Genomic DNA, 18,851 nt, shown 5'->3' with positions numbered 1-18,851 from the left:
AGAGTGCGGTAACTACTACTTATGTCTAGCCTACCGCACGAAATATCACAGATTAATGGTAAAACGGTTATGAAAACATATAAAAAACGTTACAGCTTGATCGGATTGACTGTACTTACAGCGCTTTATGGTTGCGGTGGAGGAAGTGATGACGACTTTACGCCGCCCGAACAAGTTAATACAGCAGCCCCTGTTCACGGTGGAGATATTACGCTTACCGTGCATGAAAAAGAAGACTTGCAGTTTATTGAGCTTTTAGGAACGCCTACAGGTGCTCTTACAGGGCCGGGAGTAGCAACAGATGCCGATGGCAACTACATGACGGTGACTGATCTTTCTATTTCTGTATCAGGCCCGCGAGCTGATGAAATTATAAATGCGGGTATTGAGCAAAATGGCAATAAACTTGGTATTCGCCCCTCAGCTGTAGCGCCTAATTTGGATACGGGGGAAACACATATTGCTGTAGTGACGTTTAATATTTCTGATGGACAAAACAAAACGCCACGAACAGCAACAATTACGTTTGAGGGTGAAGATTTCGCGCCTGAGATTGCGAACGATTTAACGGCTAATTTTACTAAAGATTCCGGGATAGGAGTTATTAATGGCTTAAGTGATGTTACTGACGCAGATAATGAGCCACTTACAATCAGTAATCTTGTTGCTGACTCAATGAATGAGTACGATTTACCTGTGACTATCAACGGTACTAATATAGAGGTTGATATATCTGCCGTAGAAGACAGCATTCCAGACGGACAAAAGGTTACGTTCAAATATACTTATACAGTTAGCGACCATAGGTTTGATTTGGAACGAGTGTTATATGTCAACGTACTAGGAGTGCAAGATATCGCCGGTGCGCCACTGGTTCTTAACTATTTCTTGACGGAAGATATTTTTGAAACTGATGGAATGCTCGAAGTCGACCTCGCGAAAGAGATTGAAGAGCGAGAAGGTGATGCTATTGTTATTAGCGATATCAAGTTAGACGGTGTGGCCTACGAGAATTCATTTGAGGGGCGTGTTATTGACAACATTCTTTACTTTAACCCTAATGCCTTTCTTGACGAAATAAGTCCGAATGGATTCAAAGACTTCGTATTTACGATGAAAGTTTCTGACGATAAAGGAAATTTTTCTGATGGCGAGAGGGAGTTAGCTATTCGTGTAAATGGCGTTGAATCTAACCTTCTAGCAAAAAATGGCATGGATGTAGGTTTTGAAAATGGCGGCGCAGGTTTTGAAGCGACATGGTGTGACCCTGGAGCAGCAATAACTACCTCAATTGTTGCAAATGGAGATGCATCGTTTCAAATGATGGGAGCCCCCTGTTATTACGCTGTAACAACTACATCGTTTCCAGATTTAGAGGTCGGTGCGAAGTACTACTTGAGCTACAACGCTTACGTAGGAGCTGGGGAGGCATCGCCTTATATTGTTATAAACAACGATCCTAATGGTACTCATAATTTCTGGGGGGGCGTACGACCTGAACATCCAGCAGACGGGTCGTGGAGACCTTTGCTAGTTGAATTCGACACTGAGTCTGGCTATTTGGCAACGCCAAATGGTGATGGCGAAACGCCCATGGACATTGCTGACCAGCTTCGTCTATTTGTGATGAGCGCATGGTTAGGTAATGACGGCATGCCCGTGTTCGACGACTTTAATTTTACTCGTTATGACAACATAGAAGGTGTTGATGTTCTATCAAATAGCCCCGGTAATTTCGAAGACAATGATTACGTGGTCAACACGAGCGGTGGAGGAGTTGTCGAAGTACGTGTCGACGAAAATAATCCTGATAACCATGTGCTTTACGTCGATACGACGGATGCGGCGGAAGGAGTGACTTTAAGCTTCCCTGTCTCCGTAGGAGCGTTAACATCTGGCGCTAAATATCGCATATCTTATGATGTGCAATATCTTAATTACGCTGAAAACCAGGCTTCAGGTGCGGATTCCAATATCAATGATGCTGGCGCTTATACCTTTGAGTTTGTTTTTGAAAATTTAGATAATGAGCTAGAGTTTTCAAAATTCAGTACGGTATGGAACGGTCCGGAATATGGTACTGTGCACAGCATTGCTGATGAATCATCTCATTTTGAGGGCTTTGGCACTGTGACTGATTGGGATAGTGAAAATGTCATGATGCATGTCATGATAAATGGCGATAATGCACAGTACATTATTGATAACTTGACGGTTGTTCGCATTCCTTAACGCTTCGATTACTCGTTCTTTAAAACTCCAGCAATTAGCTGGAGTTTTTTTAAGGAGCTTTAATCACGCAAAAATTTGGCACTCTATTATGAAATACAGCTATTTTTTTTATTGTTAGCTTTTTGGTCTATTTTCAGCGCTGCGGGCCAGGATTCGAACAAAAAGCCCAATATTCTATTTATTCTCGCAGATGACGCAGGGTATGCTGATTTTGGTTTTCAAGGCAGCACCCAAATGAAAACCCCTAACTTAGATAAATTAGCAGCTCAAGGAATGAAGTTTACTCAGGCATATACAACGGCGGCTGTATGTGGCCCATCGCGAGCCGGCTTATACACGGGAAAATACCAGCAGCGATTTGGTTATGAAGAAAACAACGTACCAGGCTATATGAGTTATTCATCGGCTTTGCTTGGCGAAGATATGGGGTTACCCTTAGACCAAGTCACCGTTGCCGAACACATGCGTAAACTGGGGTATAACACTGGCCTTATAGGTAAATGGCATCAAGGTAATGCCGATAGATATCATCCAACCAAGCGTGGGTTTAATTACTTCTATGGTTTGCGCGGTGGTTCTAGAAGTTATTATGCGCTTGATGATTACCATAGAAGTGTTCAGCCGGAAAATAAACTTGAGTTTGGCTTTCGGAATTTTCAAGAGCCTACAGAATATTTAACCAAAGCTTTAGCAGACAATGCAGTAGAGTTTATTCATCGGCAGCAAGGCCCGTTTTTTCTTATGCTTTCACTAACTGCGGTTCACACTCCCATGGAAGCAGAGCCTGAAGACTTAGCAAAATTTCAACATTTACCGCCACGTCGACAAACATTAGCAGCGATGACGCTGGCGATGGATAGAGAAATTGGAAAAGTGTTAGAAGCACTGGATAAAAGTGGTGTTGCAGACAATACACTAGTGGTATTTACTAATGATAATGGGGCACCCTCTGATACTAACGCTGGTAACAACTTTCCATTAAGCGGCACCAAAGCAAATCACTTAGAAGGTGGAATTCGAGTACCGCTTATAATGCGGTGGCCCAGATTAATAAGTGCTAATACAGTGTATGAGTTTCCAGTAAGTTTCCTAGATTTTTTACCCACTTTTGTAAAGATGGGGGGAGGAAGCATTGAAACACTCGGAGAAATTGATGGTGTAGCACTCACTGATTTTATATTAGGGAAGCTAAGTGAAAGGCCACATAAGACGTTGTTTTGGAAAAAAGAGAATCGAGCTGCAATTCGAGATGGTGATTGGAAACTGTTGCGCTTTCCAGATAGGCCCGCTGAGCTATACAATTTAAGTGATGACGTGTCAGAAAACCATAATCTAGCAATGGAATACCCCAATCGTGTCAGGCAACTGTATAAAAAGCTGTTTGAATGGGAAACTTCACTCGATCGTCCATTATGGCAATTGGAACGCAAATATGAGGGATTGGCAATGGAGAGAATGGATAAATTCAGACATCATGAAAAACAATAATTGCTGATTTTTGACATATTAGTAAGATGCTTCGTAAGAATGGCTGCGTTGACGCAGCTGTTCTGTATAGTTAACTACAAAAATTACGGAGAACAAGATGTTGCATGGAGTTGTGCTAGCAGGTGGTCAGTCTCGTAGAATGGGACAAGACAAGGCAATGATGCAGTACAAAGGGAATACGCTTATACAGTGTGCATCAAAGATATTGCGGTCGGCAGGCTGCCAAGAGATCCTAGTTAGTCGCAATGAAGATGGCTATGTGGGCGACAAAATTCCGCATGTAGGCCCTCTAGGTGGTGTTCATGGAGTACTAACTTTTCTTGGCGAAAACAAAAAAAGTGCAAACGCTGAACTGCTTGTTTTACCCGTCGACATGCCGCTAATGTTACCTACTTTTTTGAGTGCCATGGTAAACTATGGACGTGCTCAAAAACGGGCCTGCTATGTAAGATCTCGTTTTATGCCCTTCTATATGCCTATCGAAAAAAATACAATCCCCACGCTTGAAGACTACCTAATTGAAAAAAACAAGCGAAGAGTTGTTGGCTTTCTGGAATCTATTAATGCATTGGCCTACGAGAATTTGTACGACGACAATACTAAAAATTCTCAGTGGTTAAATGTTAATTCACCCAGTGACTGGCCCAAAGAATTTGGCTCAATTTAGCGTGTTAGAACTTTATGAGAAATATAAAATAACTGTAGTTAAAACATTAATTTAAAAAGAGGAATGCAGTTAATGGCAATGCAAAAAGCTGTGCTAATACGGCAAGAGCTCGAGCCAGGATATTTTGCATTGGCTGAAGAGGTTGCGTTGAGCATAAGTTATAATGGTATCAATTACACCGTCATGCTGATAACGCCCAACGACATTGAAGATTTCATTGTGGGTTTCAGCTTAAGTAACGACATTATCGAACACCCTCGTCAGCTTTACAGCATTGAATTGACGAATCACAAAGAACACATTAATGCTGAAGTTGAAATTGCTAACCAGGCTTTTTGGAAATTAAAGGAAAATAAACGGCAGTTGGCGGGCACGTCGGGATGCGGACTTTGCGGTGTTGAGGCATTAGACAACGCTTTACCTCAATTAACGTCTATTGAATTATCGCCTCTACCAGATGTAAGCTGGTTTAACGGATTACGAAGCCTCATATCTAATGCGCAAACATTAGCCCAGCAAAGCGGTGCAGTGCACGGGGCGCTCTATATTGATGCTAAGCGCAATGTGCTGGCATGCCGAGAAGATATAGGAAGGCATAATGCTTTTGATAAATTAATTGGTGCTATCACTACCAATAAACTCTTTCAGCCTGAAGGTATTGTTGTGCTTACAAGTCGCTGTAGTGTAGAGCTGGTTCAAAAAGCGATAAGAGCTAAATTCCCTTTGGTAGTAACGCTATCTGCCCCCACAGCGTTGTCAGTAAAGTGGGCAAGCCGTTACGGTCTCACACTGATTCATGTACCTAAGTATGACTCTCCAAGAGCTTACGCACCGCAAGAAAAGTAGTGCACAGCGAACCTATAAGAAGCAATGGGCGCTTATCGATAAGTAGCGTACCGGATAAGCACCGAAAAGCTTACACTGCAGAGACCGCTATTCTTCCATCTGATTCAGATTTCGAAAGTTTGATCGCGATAAACTTCGACGTTGGTGTGAACGTGCCATCACCGTAGCTTTCTAGCGGTACTAATGGATTGGTTTCGGGGTAATATGCTGCCGCTTGACCTTGCGGGATGTCGTAAGCCACCAACATAAACTGTTTAACTTGGCGTGTTTTGCCATCGTTCCACATTGACGTAATGTCGACTTTATCGCCATCGTTAAATCCCAGCTTCCTAATATCACGTTCATTAACAAAAAGAACGTCCCGCGCGCCAAACACGTTTCTGTAGCGGTCATCCATACCATAGATAGTTGTGTTGTACTGATCGTGAGAGCGCAGTGTTTGTAAAATGAGGTCCGGCTCTTCGCCTTTCGCAATTAGGTCAGCATTTAACAGTGAATCTGGCAGCGCGTTCGCGGCAAACTCGGCTTTGCCCGAAGGTGTTAACCAGCGTCTCTCACTCGCAGCATTGCCCAAGTGAAAACCACCTGGGTTAGCGAGTTTGCTATTGAAGTCTGTAAAGCCTTCGATGGTATCGGCAATGAGCTCACGAATATTGTCGTAATCGCTTATTAAAAAGTCCCAGTCTACTGGTTTGTTACCAAGCGTTGCCTTCGCAATACCAGCAATAATAGCGGGTTCAGAGCGAAGTTCGGGCGAGCTTGGCGGGAGTTGGCCATAAGAAATGTGGACCATAGAAAACGTATCTTCCACAGTCACGCCTTGGTGCCCGCTAGACTGCATGTCAATTTCAGTACGTCCCAAACAGGGTAAGATAAGCGCGTCTTTACCTGTAGTTAGGTGAGAGCGATTCAACTTGGTGGCGATATGTACCGTTAAGTCGCATTGTGACAGCGCAGCATGAGTACGCGGCGTATCTGGCGTCGCTTGGGCGAAATTACCGCCAAGGCCAATGAAGACTTTGGACTCACCACTTTCCATAGCTTGAATAGCTTGAATGGTATTGTGACCTCTTTCTCGTGGAACGGCGAAGTTAAACTTGCTTTCTAGCGCGTCGAGCAAGGCTTTAGGCGGTACTTCGTTAATACCGACGGTTCTATCTCCCTGAACATTGCTGTGACCCCGAACAGGAGAAAGCCCTGCACCTGGCTTACCCACGTTTCCTCGTAGTAGCTGAACGTTCACTATTTCCTGAACCGTAGCTACTGAGTGCTTGTGTTGGGTGATCCCCATTGCCCAGCACATGATCACCCGTTTTCCACGTTTGTACATGGTTGCCGCGTGACGAATATCGTCTTTTGATAAACCGCTCTGCGCTTCAATGTGCTCCCAGCTCGTCGCTTCAACGGTACTCAAATAGTCGCTCATTCCATTGGTATGTGCGTTAATAAAGTCGTGGTCGAATACGGGAGGAGCACTGTTCGCTTTGGCTTCTTGTTCCCATGTCAGCAGCCATTTAGCGATGCCGCGCATAACCGCCATATCACCACCAAGAGCAGGCCTGAAATAGGCGGTATTAGTTGGCTCAGAGCCATTAGTTAACATCTCAAGGGGATGCTGCGGGTGTTGAAACTTTTCTAACCCGCGCTCTTTTAAAGGGTTAAAGCAAACTACTTGAGCGCCTCTTCTCACGGCATCGCGCAGCGGCTCAAGCATGCGAGGGTGGTTAGTCCCGGGGTTTTGACCAATAACAAATATGGTATCTGCCTTTTCAAAGTCGTCAAATGTGACCGTACCTTTACCCACACCTATGGTTGGTTTCATACCTTGCCCCGACGCCTCGTGACACATATTTGAGCAATCTGGAAAATTATTTGTTCCAAATGCGCGCACGAATAACTGATATAAATAGGCGGCTTCGTTACTCGCCCGCCCTGAGGTGTAAAACTCTGCCTGATGAGGGGAATGTAAACCATTCAAGTGTTTGGCGATAAGTGCGAAGGCATCGTCCCATGACACTGGTTCGTAGTGGTCTGCTTGAGCATTGTAGCGCATGGGGTGGGTGAGTCTTCCTTGTGACTCAAGCCAGTAGTCGGTGTGTTTCTTAAGTGAGCCGACCGAATACTTAGAGAAAAATGTTGGGTCTACATAGCGACCGGTAGACTCCCAGTTAACTGCTTTAGCACCATTTTCACAAAACTTCACTAAACCACTTTCTGGTGATTCACCCCACGCACAGCCTGGGCAGTCAAAGCCTTTGTCTTGGTTCATCTTGAGCATAGCGCGTAAATTCTTAAGTGGCTTTTCACTTTGGATCCAGCTCTGGGTTACACTCTTTAGCGCTCCCCATCCGCCAGCGGGTTTGTCATATTGCTTAATGTTTCGTTTATCACTCATGCGCCCGCACCACCTTTGTTCTAAGCGTCAAAATTTATTTATGTATGTTCGATTATGAAATAAAGCTCACTCTCAGTAAGAGCAAACTCATTGACACATTGTTTACAATTTGCAATTGTATATCAAATATTGTTAACAATTTACTATTAATTATGACTAAATTTTACTATGTCTTCGGTTTAAGTTTGATTCTTACCGCTTGCGGCTTCCAATCTAGCAAAAGTAGTGAGAAGCCCACTAGACCGAACACTGTCTACTCAAGCCTTGGCCCTCAGGACTTTAACCAATCTTGGCTGTTCATTGAAGAGGATAAAGCACAATTCAGCAAGCTCAACTTGGATGTCTCGGCTTGGCAAAGCGTCAACTTACCTCATGATTGGTCTGTGTCGCATGAATTTGAAGAAAAATGGGATGGTGCCACTGCCTATTTACCGGGCGGGGTAGGTTGGTATCGCAAACATTTTGTCACTCCAGCATCGAAAAACGATAGTGTTATTTTGGTTAATTTTGACGGCATCTATAACCATTCGACAGTTTACATCAACGATAAAAGAGTAGGAGGTGAGGTCAATGGTTACACACCGTTTACAGTTGATGTGACGTCTTTCCTTAATCCTGTGGGCGATGAAAACGTGTTGGCAGTTAGGGTCGACCGGACAAGGTATATTGACTCAAGGTGGTACCCAGGATCTGGTATATACCGTAATGTAACGTTCTACAACAAACCAAAACTGCACATTCCTGTTTGGGGGACGCAAGTTACCACCGAGAATATATCGCATGATTCAGGAGATGCTCGCATTAAAGTGACATTAAAGAACGAGGATGACCAACCGAAGAAAACGATGCTCAAAAGCGTTGTCGTTAATAATGAAGGCGAAGTGGTGGCTAAGCAAATCGATGAAGTTACCGTAATGTCGAACTCATCATTAGAGGTAGAACAAGTTCTTAATGTATCAACAATGAAGCTGTGGGATATGAATTCCCCTTATCTGTACAAAGTGGTTAGCACGTTATCAGATGGACAAGATACTAAAGATCAGGTAGTGACACCTCTTGGCTTTCGAACGATTGAGTTCAAGCCTGATGGTGGATTCTTCCTAAACGGCAAACATACTTTGATTAAGGGCGTCAATCTTCATCATGATGGGGGACTAGTGGGTGCAGCAGTGCCAGAAGACGTATGGCGTCGTCGCTTGGTTCGTCTAAAAGAAGCCGGTGTGAATGCAATTCGTATGTCTCACAACCCAGCTTCAAAAACACTGATGGACCTTTGTGATGAACTAGGCTTTCTGGTGCAGGCAGAAATTTTTGACGAGTGGGATTATCCTAAAGATAAACGCTTAAACCAACAGGAGCGCCACGATGATTATATAAGTCGAGGATATGCTGATTGGTTTCAAAGTCACGCTCATAAAGACTTAAACGCAGCAGTGTTACGAGACAGAAACCACCCTTCTCTTATCATGTGGAGTATCGGCAATGAAATAGAGTGGACTTACCCAAGGTATGCGGCTTCCACTGGATACTTCGATATGAATGCGAACGGCAATTATTTCTATACGCTGCCCCCTATTTCTTCGCAAGAAATAAAGCAGCGTTTTGAAAGTGGCGAAAAAGGTACATATACACTGGCAGATACGGCTAAGAAATTGTCATCTTGGGTGAAAGAATTAGACACTACAAGGCCCGTTATCGCTAATTTAATTTTACCTTCAGTTAGCCACATTTCAGGCTATACAGATGCGTTGGATATTGTTGGTTATAGTTATCGACGGGTTATTTACGATTACGGAAGAAGATTGTTTCCTGAAAAAATGATCATGGGCACTGAAAATGTTCCTCAATGGCATGAATGGAAGGGGGTTTTAGATACCCCTGCAATTGCTGGCACCTTTTTGTGGACGGGCGTTGATTACATGGGCGAAGCCCATGGCGGGTGGCCGCGTAAAGGAGTAAACAGTGGCCTTCTCGATCTTGCAGGCTTTAAAAAGCCGTCTTTTCATATGTTTAAAACACTATGGTCAGATGCACCCCACATGTATCTGACAACGCAACTGCTTGAGGATTCGCTGTATGAGCTTGATGATAATGGCAACGTTGTAGAGCGCAAAAAAGACGGTTGGAAGACGCGAGTGTGGGAATGGCACGACGTTGAACACCATTGGAATTACAACGAAAATGAGAATACGGTTGTAGAAGCGTACAGTAATTGTGAAGCGGTTGAATTGTTTGTCAATGAAGTTTCCTATGGGAGGCAATTACTGAAAGAGCACGATGATCGCATATTTAAATGGTTTGTACCGTTTCAGTCTGGTGAGATTCGCGCAGAAGGTGATTGCGGTGCATCGGACAGTATAAAAACGGTGGGAATGCCCACTTCTGTATTTATGAGTATTGATAAATCAATTGTGAAATTGCAAAAGAGGGAAGTGGTGCATGTAGAGATGCAGCTCGTAGATAGTATGGGTCGCCCTGTTCGTTTCACGGATGCGAATATTTCACTAGATATACCAGAAGGTATTAAGTTACTTGGTATAGATAATGGTTGGGTTAATAGTGTTCAGCCTTTTCAAAGTAACTCTGTTGATACTTACAAAGGAAGAGCACTCGCCATATTAGAAGGTATTGAGCCGGGGAATTACACAATAACTGCTCGCCTACACAACGATGCCGAAAGCAAGGCGACTGTTCAAGTACAGCAATAGATCCGTTGCCCTCATGGTTAACAAAACCAGCACATTAACAAGTCATAAATGCGTTCCCGCGAGCAATTGTCGCGGGAATTTTTAGTATTGAGATAAGCAAAAACGGCGAATGTATTCTTCGTGGGAAGGCAATTTGTTCACTTGTTCTATAATGGTCGATTCAGTAGCCTTGAGAAACTGAGCTAAATCTTGCTCGCTCATTTCATCTGCAAGAGGGTGGTGTTGTAGGGGAATAAGTCCCTGTCCGATCATTACTTGTAGCCACGAGTCGGAAAATATTTCCTCTTTTCGCTGTACAAATCGCCCTGTCTCTGAAAACAACTTCATCCTGTGTGAAAGCGACTCAGGCAGGGTGAGGTTTTTACAGTAACGCCAGAAATCCGAGTCATCACGCTCGGTTTGACAGTAATGTAGAACGATAAAATCACGAATGTCGCGATAATCGTTCAGCATGTAGTCATTGTATAAATCAACCTCCAATGGGTTGATCCCATTAGCTGGAAAATACTTAATCAGTTGCATCAATCCCTGCTGAATGAGGTGAATAGCGGTAGACTCTAGAGGCTCGATGAATCCCCCAGCTAGGCCTAGCGCTATACAATTTTTAGTCCAAAGCTTTTCCCGATGTCCAGTTACAAACTTTATTACACGGGGCTCTGTTAATATTTCGCCCTCAACATCATTAATCAATCGTTTGAGTGCTTCATCGTCTGATAAGTAATCATCACAATACACAATTCCATTCCCCATTCTTTGCTGTAAGGGAATTCGCCATTGCCACCCTGCTTCATGTGCTATTGCGCGAGTGTAGGGGGCAGGAGGCGAAGTAAGGCTAGTTTGGAGTGGTATTGCTCTATTCATCGGGAGGTAATGAGACCAATCAACATAAGGCGTATCCAGTGCGCCTTTAATTAGTAATCCTGCAAAGCCAGAGCAATCAATGAACAAATCACCACTAATGAGCTCTCCTGTCTCTAATACCAGATGTGTTAAATATCCATTTTCTTCGCTTTTTGCAACACTTGAGACTTTACCTTCAATGCGTCTAACACCTAGCTTTTGTGCCTCTATTCGTAGTTTTTGAGCAAAAAGGCCTGCATCAAGATGGTAGGCAAAATTGGGCCCCCCTTGTACATGAGCAAACTTGCCTTGTTTAGCTGCTACGCCTTCTAAATTATAAGCGCCGAAAGGTTGACTAATTCCCAATGAAAGCCCACGCTTCCAATACTCGTGAAAGCCAGCCGCCCACATGCCAGCGCCGGTAGTGCCGAATCCGTGAAAATAGTGTTCACCCTTTGCTTTCCAATTCTCAAACTGTATGCCGAGTTTAAATGTTCCCGCTGTTGCCTTGGCAAACTCGGTAGACCGTATATGCATAATATCATTGAAGAAGTGAAGGCTGGGGATAGTTGCTTCACCTACACCAATGGTACCTATGTCTTCTGATTCCACTAGGGTAATTTCGATACTACGGAATGTTTTAGAAAGGAGAGCAGCAGCCATCCAACCTGCGGTTCCTCCGCCTAATATCGTCACCTTCATCACACTTGTGTCCATAGAACTCTTCATATTTTTAATAGTAGATTCTGTGTTAACATAATTTCTGTATATTGTTAACAAAGTTAGTTTGAGATATTCTAATAATCCGCGAAAAGATTCAAGTAATAAATAGATAAGGAAGCAGTAAAATGTTGACACGTTGGTGTTCTTTAGTAGTTGTCCTGTTGGTTTCCAATAGTGCATTTGGAAAACAAAATGAAACGGACCCTAACATCCATTACTTTCATGAAGGTCTAGTGATATCGCCTTGGGAATTAAGTTTAAACTATGGGAAAAACAGCATTGATGAGAACGGTTACGCGTCTACAGTTAGAAATAGCTTAGTGTTAAGGGCCGTGGAGGGAAAAAATGGAAATGATGCGATTCAGTTAAAATGGAAACCGAAAGATATTAAAACCGAATGGGGTGGAATAGATAAGAATATTCTCACTGCTACTCTTACCAATACTGGTGGATTTATTGATTTATCATCGGTAAAAGAGAATGCTGCAATCGCGTTAGACATTATGGTATTGAGCCCGCCTAAAGAGCTGGTGGATTGGACGATAGAAAGTGAATGGAACTGGAAGCAGAGGGCGTCATTTCCTTTAAAGAATGTTTTAAAAAAGCTTCCTAAAAAAGAATGGATTACTGTACCAATTCCACTCAAATGTTTTGATGGTGGAAGTGTCAACTTTAGTAAAATCACCTCAATAATGCAGCTGTCGACCGAGGGAAAAATGGAAATTGTTCTTGGTGATATTAGATTGTCTGCCCTTCCTGAAGGGATAGGGTGTTAATTGCATAGCGAGGCTGAGCTAGCACTGCAGCTAAGCGGTTTATAACAAATCACACAAATTGAATCTGGTGATCCTTCCTGTTTGGATAACGGTGCCAGATTCAATTTTAGATTACCGCTCATTTAGATTATTCAGCGGGAACAGGCTTATAAAAACGCACCCAATCGACAAGATAGTTACCGCGAGTTTTGTCGTCCAGTTCCTTGTTCGTCGGTGTTAATCCTTGTGACGTTCGCCAGTCCTGGTCCTCCAAATTAAAGATGGCTTGCATAGGTTTATTCAGTCCTTTGCCGTCTGTATAGTTGTGCGGATCGATAACATCTTTACCAGACGAGACCTTTACTTTTTTGCCATTAACGAAATACTCTAGGTGCCAAGGATCGCGCCAATACACTCCAACTCTGACAAACTCATCTCTAAACGTAGTGCCGTTGTAAAACCATGTGTCTTCGGACTTTGGCTGGTAATCTGCAAACGGCTCTCTTATGAAAACGTGATGGCTTAAGTGAAGTCGTTCTGCAAACCACTTATTGTCCGGCTGATCTCCACCATATGCTTCAAGAATATCAATTTCTTGGGTGGAGTCCTTACTCAAAAGCCAAAAGTCTGACGCTAATACTTGATTCATTATCTTAGCTTTTACTTCAACATAGAGTGGGTAAGTTAGCGAATCATGAGATGTGATACTTCCCATCATTATTTTCTGTGATAAACGTTTTCGACTGGCAGAAAGTTGCAATTTACCGTCCTTTACAAAAGACTGGTGTGGATGCCATTCTGTACGACTAGGTCCTTTCCAGCTATTGATAAATCCTTCATACCAGCGCTCAGCGAAGCTATGTCCTTTGTTTTCAGCGGGTGCGTCATAGTTAAAGTCATCTGATAACGGATGAAGTTGCCATTTCATTCCTTCACCTGCATCGACTGGTACTGGGTAAGCATCCCAATCCTTAGCTGAGACGGAATGTACGAAAAAAAGGGGTAACAAGTAGGCTACTCGCATGTCTTAGTACCTTTAAGTTAGCGGTTTAATATGGGTCATTAGGCTTAATTTTGATAATGTGCCTGTAATCTATAATCTTGTTTCTGCTCTTCCATTCTTCAGCCATTGTAGTTAAGCGCTTCACTAATTCAGGGTGCATGTCCGCAACATTGTTCACCTCCCCAGGGTCGTTTTCAATATCATATAGCTCAATTGCTACACCTGGTTTTGCGAGCGTTTGTAAATACCAACCGGGCTCAATAAGAAGCTTCCACTTACCTTTATACAGTACACTTTGCTGTCCCTTATCATTGTTATATAACTCAATAGGAGGGGGTAATTGCTTACCTTTAAGTAAAGGAACGATACTTCGTCCATCGGGCGGGCGAGGAGTATTGCCGCGAAATATTTGAGGAAACTCCGCCCCGCTAAGCTCAATAAAGGTAGAGAATAGATCTCCTACCCATACTATGTCGTTAGACAATGAGCCTGGCTGTATTGTGTTGGGCCAATGTAATATGGCGTGAGTTCTCGCCCCACCTTCCCAAAGCAGCGCTTTTACTCCAGCATAGGGCTGATTCATAAGGTCGCCTATGTGAGAAGCTGCGCCGTTGTCTGATAGGTAAACAATTAACGTATTATCCAACTGACTCGCTTCCTTTAGTTGGGAAACAAGTCGCCCCACGTTGTCATCTAATTTTTCCATCATAGCTGCGTGGAAAGACGCTTTTTCAACATACTGTGTATATTTCTCTGCTGGCATATTGTTGTAAAATGCATTTGTATCTCTCGCTTCTGCTTCTTTGGGAAACATTCCAAGAGAAACAAGTCGCTTGTGTCGGCCTTTAGCGATACCGGTCAGATCCGAGTATTTTTTCTTGTACTTATCGACAAGTTCTTTTGGTGCTTGAAGCGGTTTATGTGGTGCTCGGTAAGCAACGTACATGAAAAACGGTTTATCTTTTATTGTTGTTTGCTTTAGCATCGAGATAGCTTCATCCGTAATGCCATCGGTCGCATAAAATGCTATACCTTTCTTGCCATCACAGGCAGAGTAATGCTTCCTGCTATAGTCGGTGTCGCTATAGCATCGCATATCATATTGCTGTTTGTATTTGAGTTCGGCTGGTTCGTTGTTGTGGTAATAGGGATGTGGAAGGCCAGGCTGATAAAATAGATTTCCTTGTGCACCGTGAAATACAAAGCTTTTTTCAAACCCTCGTTGTGGCGGCAGTGCCAAATAGTCTAATTCCATTTCTTGAGCGGTTAGTGCCATTTGTGGAGGGTGGACAGCTTTCCACTTAGGTGCCATTTTTTCTTGGTGCTGTTTAATGTAGCTTCCACCTAAATGCCATTTACCTACCATCATTGTTTGATAGCCGGAATCAAGAAGCAGCTCTGAAATTAAAGGTTGTACATACTTTAAACGTGCGCGGTGTGCTGGAAAAGGTAACTCCCGTTCCCAGTCCCCGACAACGCCACCGCCGAAACCCACGTGAGCTGCTTCTACACCCGTTAGGAGTGATGCCCTAGTTGGACTGCATCTTGCGTTACTGTAAAACCGCGAAAGCTTTAGGCCGTTAGCTGCTAGTGCATCTAAATTTGGGGTTTCTATTTCGCCGCCAAAGCTTCCTAAATCACTATAGCCAGCATCATCAGAAACAATGAGTAGAATATTTGGTTGTATTTCTTGGGCTAAACTAAAGGATGAAACACTTAGGCAGAATGCAAAACGTATCCAAATAAACAGTTTTTTCATAGAAGTACCTTCAATTTCAAAACACACAAGGCTCGCGAAAACTAGAAAACGCAGTTAAGCAGGTGCCAAAACACCATTATTGTTTTACGTTAATTGTTAACAAAATGTCAAGTGTTACAAAAAAGGATAAGGAAAAGAAAGACTGATATATATAGAGACATGAGTTGGGCGAACTAAAGTGCCTAAAACGACACTTTAGATTCATGACTTTAAAGGGGTAAGCGTAGCGTTATTTGATATTTTTCCGAATTGCCGCGACAGCTTGTTTTACGTCTCCATTCTTAAACGCATCAACGATATCTCTATGCTCTTCAACGAGCTTATCTGAGGTTTTGATGCGCTGATAGTTCATGCGCATACGGATAACGATGGGGTACCATAAATTAAGTAGGTCTTCTCCACCAGCAAGCTCTACAAAGTACTGGTGAAAAGCTATGTCAGCCTTGGTGAGCTCAGTATATTCTTGTTTCTCAAAATGCTCTTGCATAATGGCAATAAGCTTATCCATTTCTGCAAGTTGCTCTTTGGATATAAGGCCAATAATTTCTTTAGCAGCAAACTCCTCAATCTTTTTTCGCATATCAATACTGAGTTTTTGAAGGGCCGCTGGCAGTGGGTTGTTTACCGACGCACCAACGTTATTTTTACTAATTAAAAGGCCTTCTTTTGTCAGTTTGAGTATCACATCTCGAATGGGACCTCTTGAAACACCGAAGCGCTCTGCAAGCTGTATTTCGTTTAACTTTGTGTTTGGCGCAAGCTCACCGGATATAATGTCTGAGCGTAAAACATCTGCTATCTGATCACGCACTGAGAGTATTTTAGGCTTCATAAGACTCTTCATTATTTTAGAATTTAATCATCGATAAATTGTTAACTTTATTTTGTGAAATGTCCAGATTTTTAAAAGCACAGCTAGCAAACCAGCGCTAAATATCAAATGTCGAATAAAGTTTTGGCTAAGCCTACTGCAAAAAAATTATAATTTTAATTGTTAACAGTTTAATGTTGTCTTGAATGTGGTTATACTAAGTTTTGATTGTTAATAAATTGTGAGAAAAGAAATGAATAGAACAGCCATAGCGTTGGCGCTTTCTTTGAGCCTTTTGGGTTGTCAACAGACAAAAAGTAGTGAGAAGACTGACATTGTTTCACAGAGTGAAAGTAACGTTCATAGCGCAGCACTTCTTCAGCAAGAAAAGACGCTCATCGCCTTTTCTGAGTCGTCATTAAACAATAATGTAAGCCTCATTAATGCAACAGCGCAAGCCAACGATGGTCGTTTAGATATAACCTTTATGGGTAAAGAAAATCCTTATGCCGGCATCTCAATTAAGCCTGATAAGCCTTGGGATATGAGTCACTTAGATGATTTCAATCTAGCAATGGATATTAAAAATACTGGAGAACATCCCGTTCAACTTTTCTTAAATATTTCTGACGTTGATGGGGCAACGTATACGCGAAGTGTTGCAGTACCAAGAGGGGACACAACCACTTACTATGCAAAAATGCGCGGGCATGATTTGGCGACTCCAGATGGTAATGTAAATCAGGAACTAAACTTTTTATCAGGTTTTCGTTCCAATCCTGAAACGTGGGATTCAGATGATGTGCAGTTTATTTCGATGTGGGGCAAGAAAAATCTTAACCTCAAGGGTATCACTGAAATAAGTTTATCAGTACAAAGTAATTTATTCGATAAATCGATAGCGTTGGGCAATATTAGATTACGACCGAATCCAGAAATGAATGAGAACTTTCTTACTCAAATAGTTGATGAGTTTGGTCAGAATGCAAATGTTGAATTTCCAGGAAAAATTCATTCCCAGCAAGAAATTGAAGCTGCAAGAGAGGCAGAAGCGAAAAAGCTAGATAACAAACTGATGCCGGATCGTTCGCGCTTCGGGGGTTATAAAGATGGCCCTAAACTCGCGGCTACAGGCTTTTTTAGAACAGAAAAAGTAGATGGGAAATGGGCACTTGTTGATCCTGAAGGGTATCTTTACTTCGCAACAGGTTTAGACATTATTCGTTTATCAAACACTTCAACAATGACCGGATACGGTTTTGATGAAAGCCTAGTTGATTTGGGAGGTGACGGCGTTACACCAGAAGATTCGAAAGGGCTTAACCGGGTAAATGATGAAGCTATTCCAAGTAGACATGTTGTATCTGAAGTACGTGCTAACTTGTTTGAATGGTTGCCGTCTTACGATGAACCACTTGGGAAGTGGTTTGGTTACCGTGGAAGCGCTCATTCTGGCCCAGTGAAAAAAGGTGAAACATTTAGTTTTTATGCAGCCAACCTGGAACGCAAATACGGAAGTGAAGACCCGTTGGAAGCATGGGAACAAGTGACCATTAAGCGCATGAAATACTGGGGTTTCTCTTCGTTAGGAAATTGGACCGATCCGCGCTTCTATCAAAATAATGAAGTTCCGTTTTTTGCCAATGGTTGGATAATTGGTGACTTTAAAACGGTGTCGAGCGGTAACGATTTTTGGGCTCCATTACCCGATGTGTTTGACCCTGAGTTTGCCCGTCGTGCTGATATTACTGCTGCTACTATTGCCAACCAAGTTCAGAATAACCCTTGGTGTGTGGGCGTATTTATTGATAATGAAAAAAGTTTCGGTAGAAGTGAAAGCAATGAAACACGATACGGAATTGTGCTCCATACGCTAAAGCGAAATGGTAAAGATGTACCTACAAAAGCAGCTTTCACTGAACTTATGAAAGCGAAATATTCGAATATAAATTCGCTTAATGAAGTATGGGGAACCGACATCGCTTCATGGGAGGCGTTTGATCAAGGCATTGACTCGTCGATAAGAAACGAGGCTCAATTAGAAGACTATAGCGCAATGTTATATCACTATGGTGAGCAGTATTTCAAAATAGTGAACACTGCATTAGATAAGCATATGCCTAATCACATGTACTTGGGCGCGCGATTCCCTGACTGGGGTAAACCGATGGAGATCGTAAAAGCTGCTGCTAAGCACGTTGATGTAATGTCTTACAATGTTTATAAAGAAGGTATACACCCGCAGTCATGGGCATTTTTAGAAGAAATAGACATGCCTAGTATTATTGGCGAGTTTCACTTTGGTGCCCGAGACAATGGGCTATTTCACCCCGGTTTGATCCAGGCAGCTACACAGCAAGACCGAGCAGAAATGTACAAAGACTATATGCATTCCGTTATCGATAATCCCTATTTTGTTGGCGCCCATTGGTTCCAGTATATGGATTCACCCATTTCAGGCCGTGCTTATGACGGCGAAAACTACAACGTGGGCTTCGTTAACGTAACCGACACCCCTTATGCTCCTATGGTGGAGGCTGCGCGGGAGATAAACGGTAATATGTACTCAAGACGCTTTAAGTAGCTAGATACATTTTTGTTTGACAAAAAGGCCTGTTTTAAGG

General features: G+C 42.8%; 12 protein-coding genes. 7 read left to right on the top strand and 5 right to left on the bottom strand.

Annotation, left to right across the window (positions count from 1 at the left end; translation table 11 throughout):
• Positions 1 to 69 precede the first annotated feature (69 nt).
• The 4 genes from KUL49_RS02345 to fdhD all read left to right on the top strand — a co-directional run bounded on the left by KUL49_RS02345 (position 70) and on the right by fdhD (position 5,233).
• On the top strand, positions 70 to 2,232 hold the full coding sequence (locus KUL49_RS02345) for a hypothetical protein (RefSeq protein ID WP_131136176.1): 2,163 nt from the start codon (positions 70 to 72) through the stop codon (positions 2,230 to 2,232).
• Positions 2,233 to 2,307: 75 nt separating this feature from the next.
• Positions 2,308 to 3,720 (top strand): sulfatase-like hydrolase/transferase, encoded by a 1,413-nt coding sequence (locus tag KUL49_RS02340; protein ID WP_207308447.1) that lies wholly within the window; start codon positions 2,308 to 2,310, stop codon positions 3,718 to 3,720.
• Positions 3,721 to 3,817: 97 nt separating this feature from the next.
• A complete protein-coding gene (locus KUL49_RS02335) occupies positions 3,818 to 4,387 on the top strand; it encodes a molybdenum cofactor guanylyltransferase (protein ID WP_131136175.1) in 570 nt (189 codons plus the stop codon).
• A 72-nt stretch (positions 4,388 to 4,459) separates the two neighbouring features.
• Positions 4,460 to 5,233, top strand: a complete 774-nt coding sequence (gene fdhD / locus KUL49_RS02330; RefSeq protein WP_242633703.1) for a formate dehydrogenase accessory sulfurtransferase FdhD — start codon at positions 4,460 to 4,462, stop codon at positions 5,231 to 5,233.
• 70 nt (positions 5,234 to 5,303) lie between these two features.
• On the opposite strand, the gene KUL49_RS02325 is transcribed toward fdhD, so the two are convergent.
• Positions 5,304 to 7,628: an FdhF/YdeP family oxidoreductase gene (locus KUL49_RS02325; RefSeq protein ID WP_131136173.1), complete on the bottom strand. Its 2,325-nt coding sequence runs from the start codon at positions 7,626 to 7,628 to the stop codon at positions 5,304 to 5,306.
• Positions 7,629 to 7,780: 152 nt separating this feature from the next.
• Between KUL49_RS02325 and KUL49_RS02320 the strand changes: the two genes are divergently transcribed.
• Positions 7,781 to 10,336, top strand: a complete 2,556-nt coding sequence (locus tag KUL49_RS02320; RefSeq protein WP_165477864.1) for a glycoside hydrolase family 2 TIM barrel-domain containing protein — start codon at positions 7,781 to 7,783, stop codon at positions 10,334 to 10,336.
• A gap of 81 nt (positions 10,337 to 10,417) precedes the next feature.
• Here KUL49_RS02320 and KUL49_RS02315 read toward each other — a convergent pair whose 3' ends face one another.
• Complete coding sequence (locus KUL49_RS02315; RefSeq protein WP_131136171.1) at positions 10,418 to 11,893, bottom strand: tryptophan halogenase family protein; 1,476 nt, start codon at positions 11,891 to 11,893, stop codon at positions 10,418 to 10,420.
• Between the two features lie 131 nt (positions 11,894 to 12,024).
• Between KUL49_RS02315 and KUL49_RS02310 the strand changes: the two genes are divergently transcribed.
• Positions 12,025 to 12,675, top strand: coding sequence for a putative glycoside hydrolase (locus tag KUL49_RS02310; protein WP_131136170.1), 651 nt, complete (start codon positions 12,025 to 12,027; stop codon positions 12,673 to 12,675).
• A gap of 127 nt (positions 12,676 to 12,802) precedes the next feature.
• Here KUL49_RS02310 and KUL49_RS02305 read toward each other — a convergent pair whose 3' ends face one another.
• The 3 genes from KUL49_RS02305 to KUL49_RS02295 form a co-directional block, all read right to left on the bottom strand.
• Positions 12,803 to 13,678 (bottom strand): beta-agarase, encoded by an 876-nt coding sequence (locus KUL49_RS02305; protein ID WP_141306329.1) that lies wholly within the window; start codon positions 13,676 to 13,678, stop codon positions 12,803 to 12,805.
• Positions 13,679 to 13,703: 25 nt separating this feature from the next.
• Positions 13,704 to 15,416, bottom strand: a complete 1,713-nt coding sequence (locus KUL49_RS02300; protein WP_131136168.1) for a sulfatase-like hydrolase/transferase — start codon at positions 15,414 to 15,416, stop codon at positions 13,704 to 13,706.
• A gap of 229 nt (positions 15,417 to 15,645) precedes the next feature.
• Positions 15,646 to 16,248 carry a GntR family transcriptional regulator gene (locus tag KUL49_RS02295; RefSeq protein WP_232369732.1) on the bottom strand — a complete coding sequence of 201 codons (603 nt, stop codon included), beginning with the start codon at positions 16,246 to 16,248 and terminating at the stop codon, positions 15,646 to 15,648.
• 232 nt (positions 16,249 to 16,480) lie between these two features.
• Between KUL49_RS02295 and KUL49_RS02290 the strand changes: the two genes are divergently transcribed.
• Entirely contained in the window at positions 16,481 to 18,811 is a 2,331-nt protein-coding gene (locus KUL49_RS02290; RefSeq protein ID WP_131136166.1) for a beta-galactosidase, read from the top strand.
• Positions 18,812 to 18,851: the final 40 nt, after the last annotated feature.

This window comes from Alteromonas sp. KUL17 (assembly GCF_006538305.1).
Taxonomy (GTDB): Bacteria; Pseudomonadota; Gammaproteobacteria; order Enterobacterales; family Alteromonadaceae; genus Alteromonas; species Alteromonas macleodii.
This window is presented reverse-complemented; position numbering and strand designations above follow the sequence as displayed.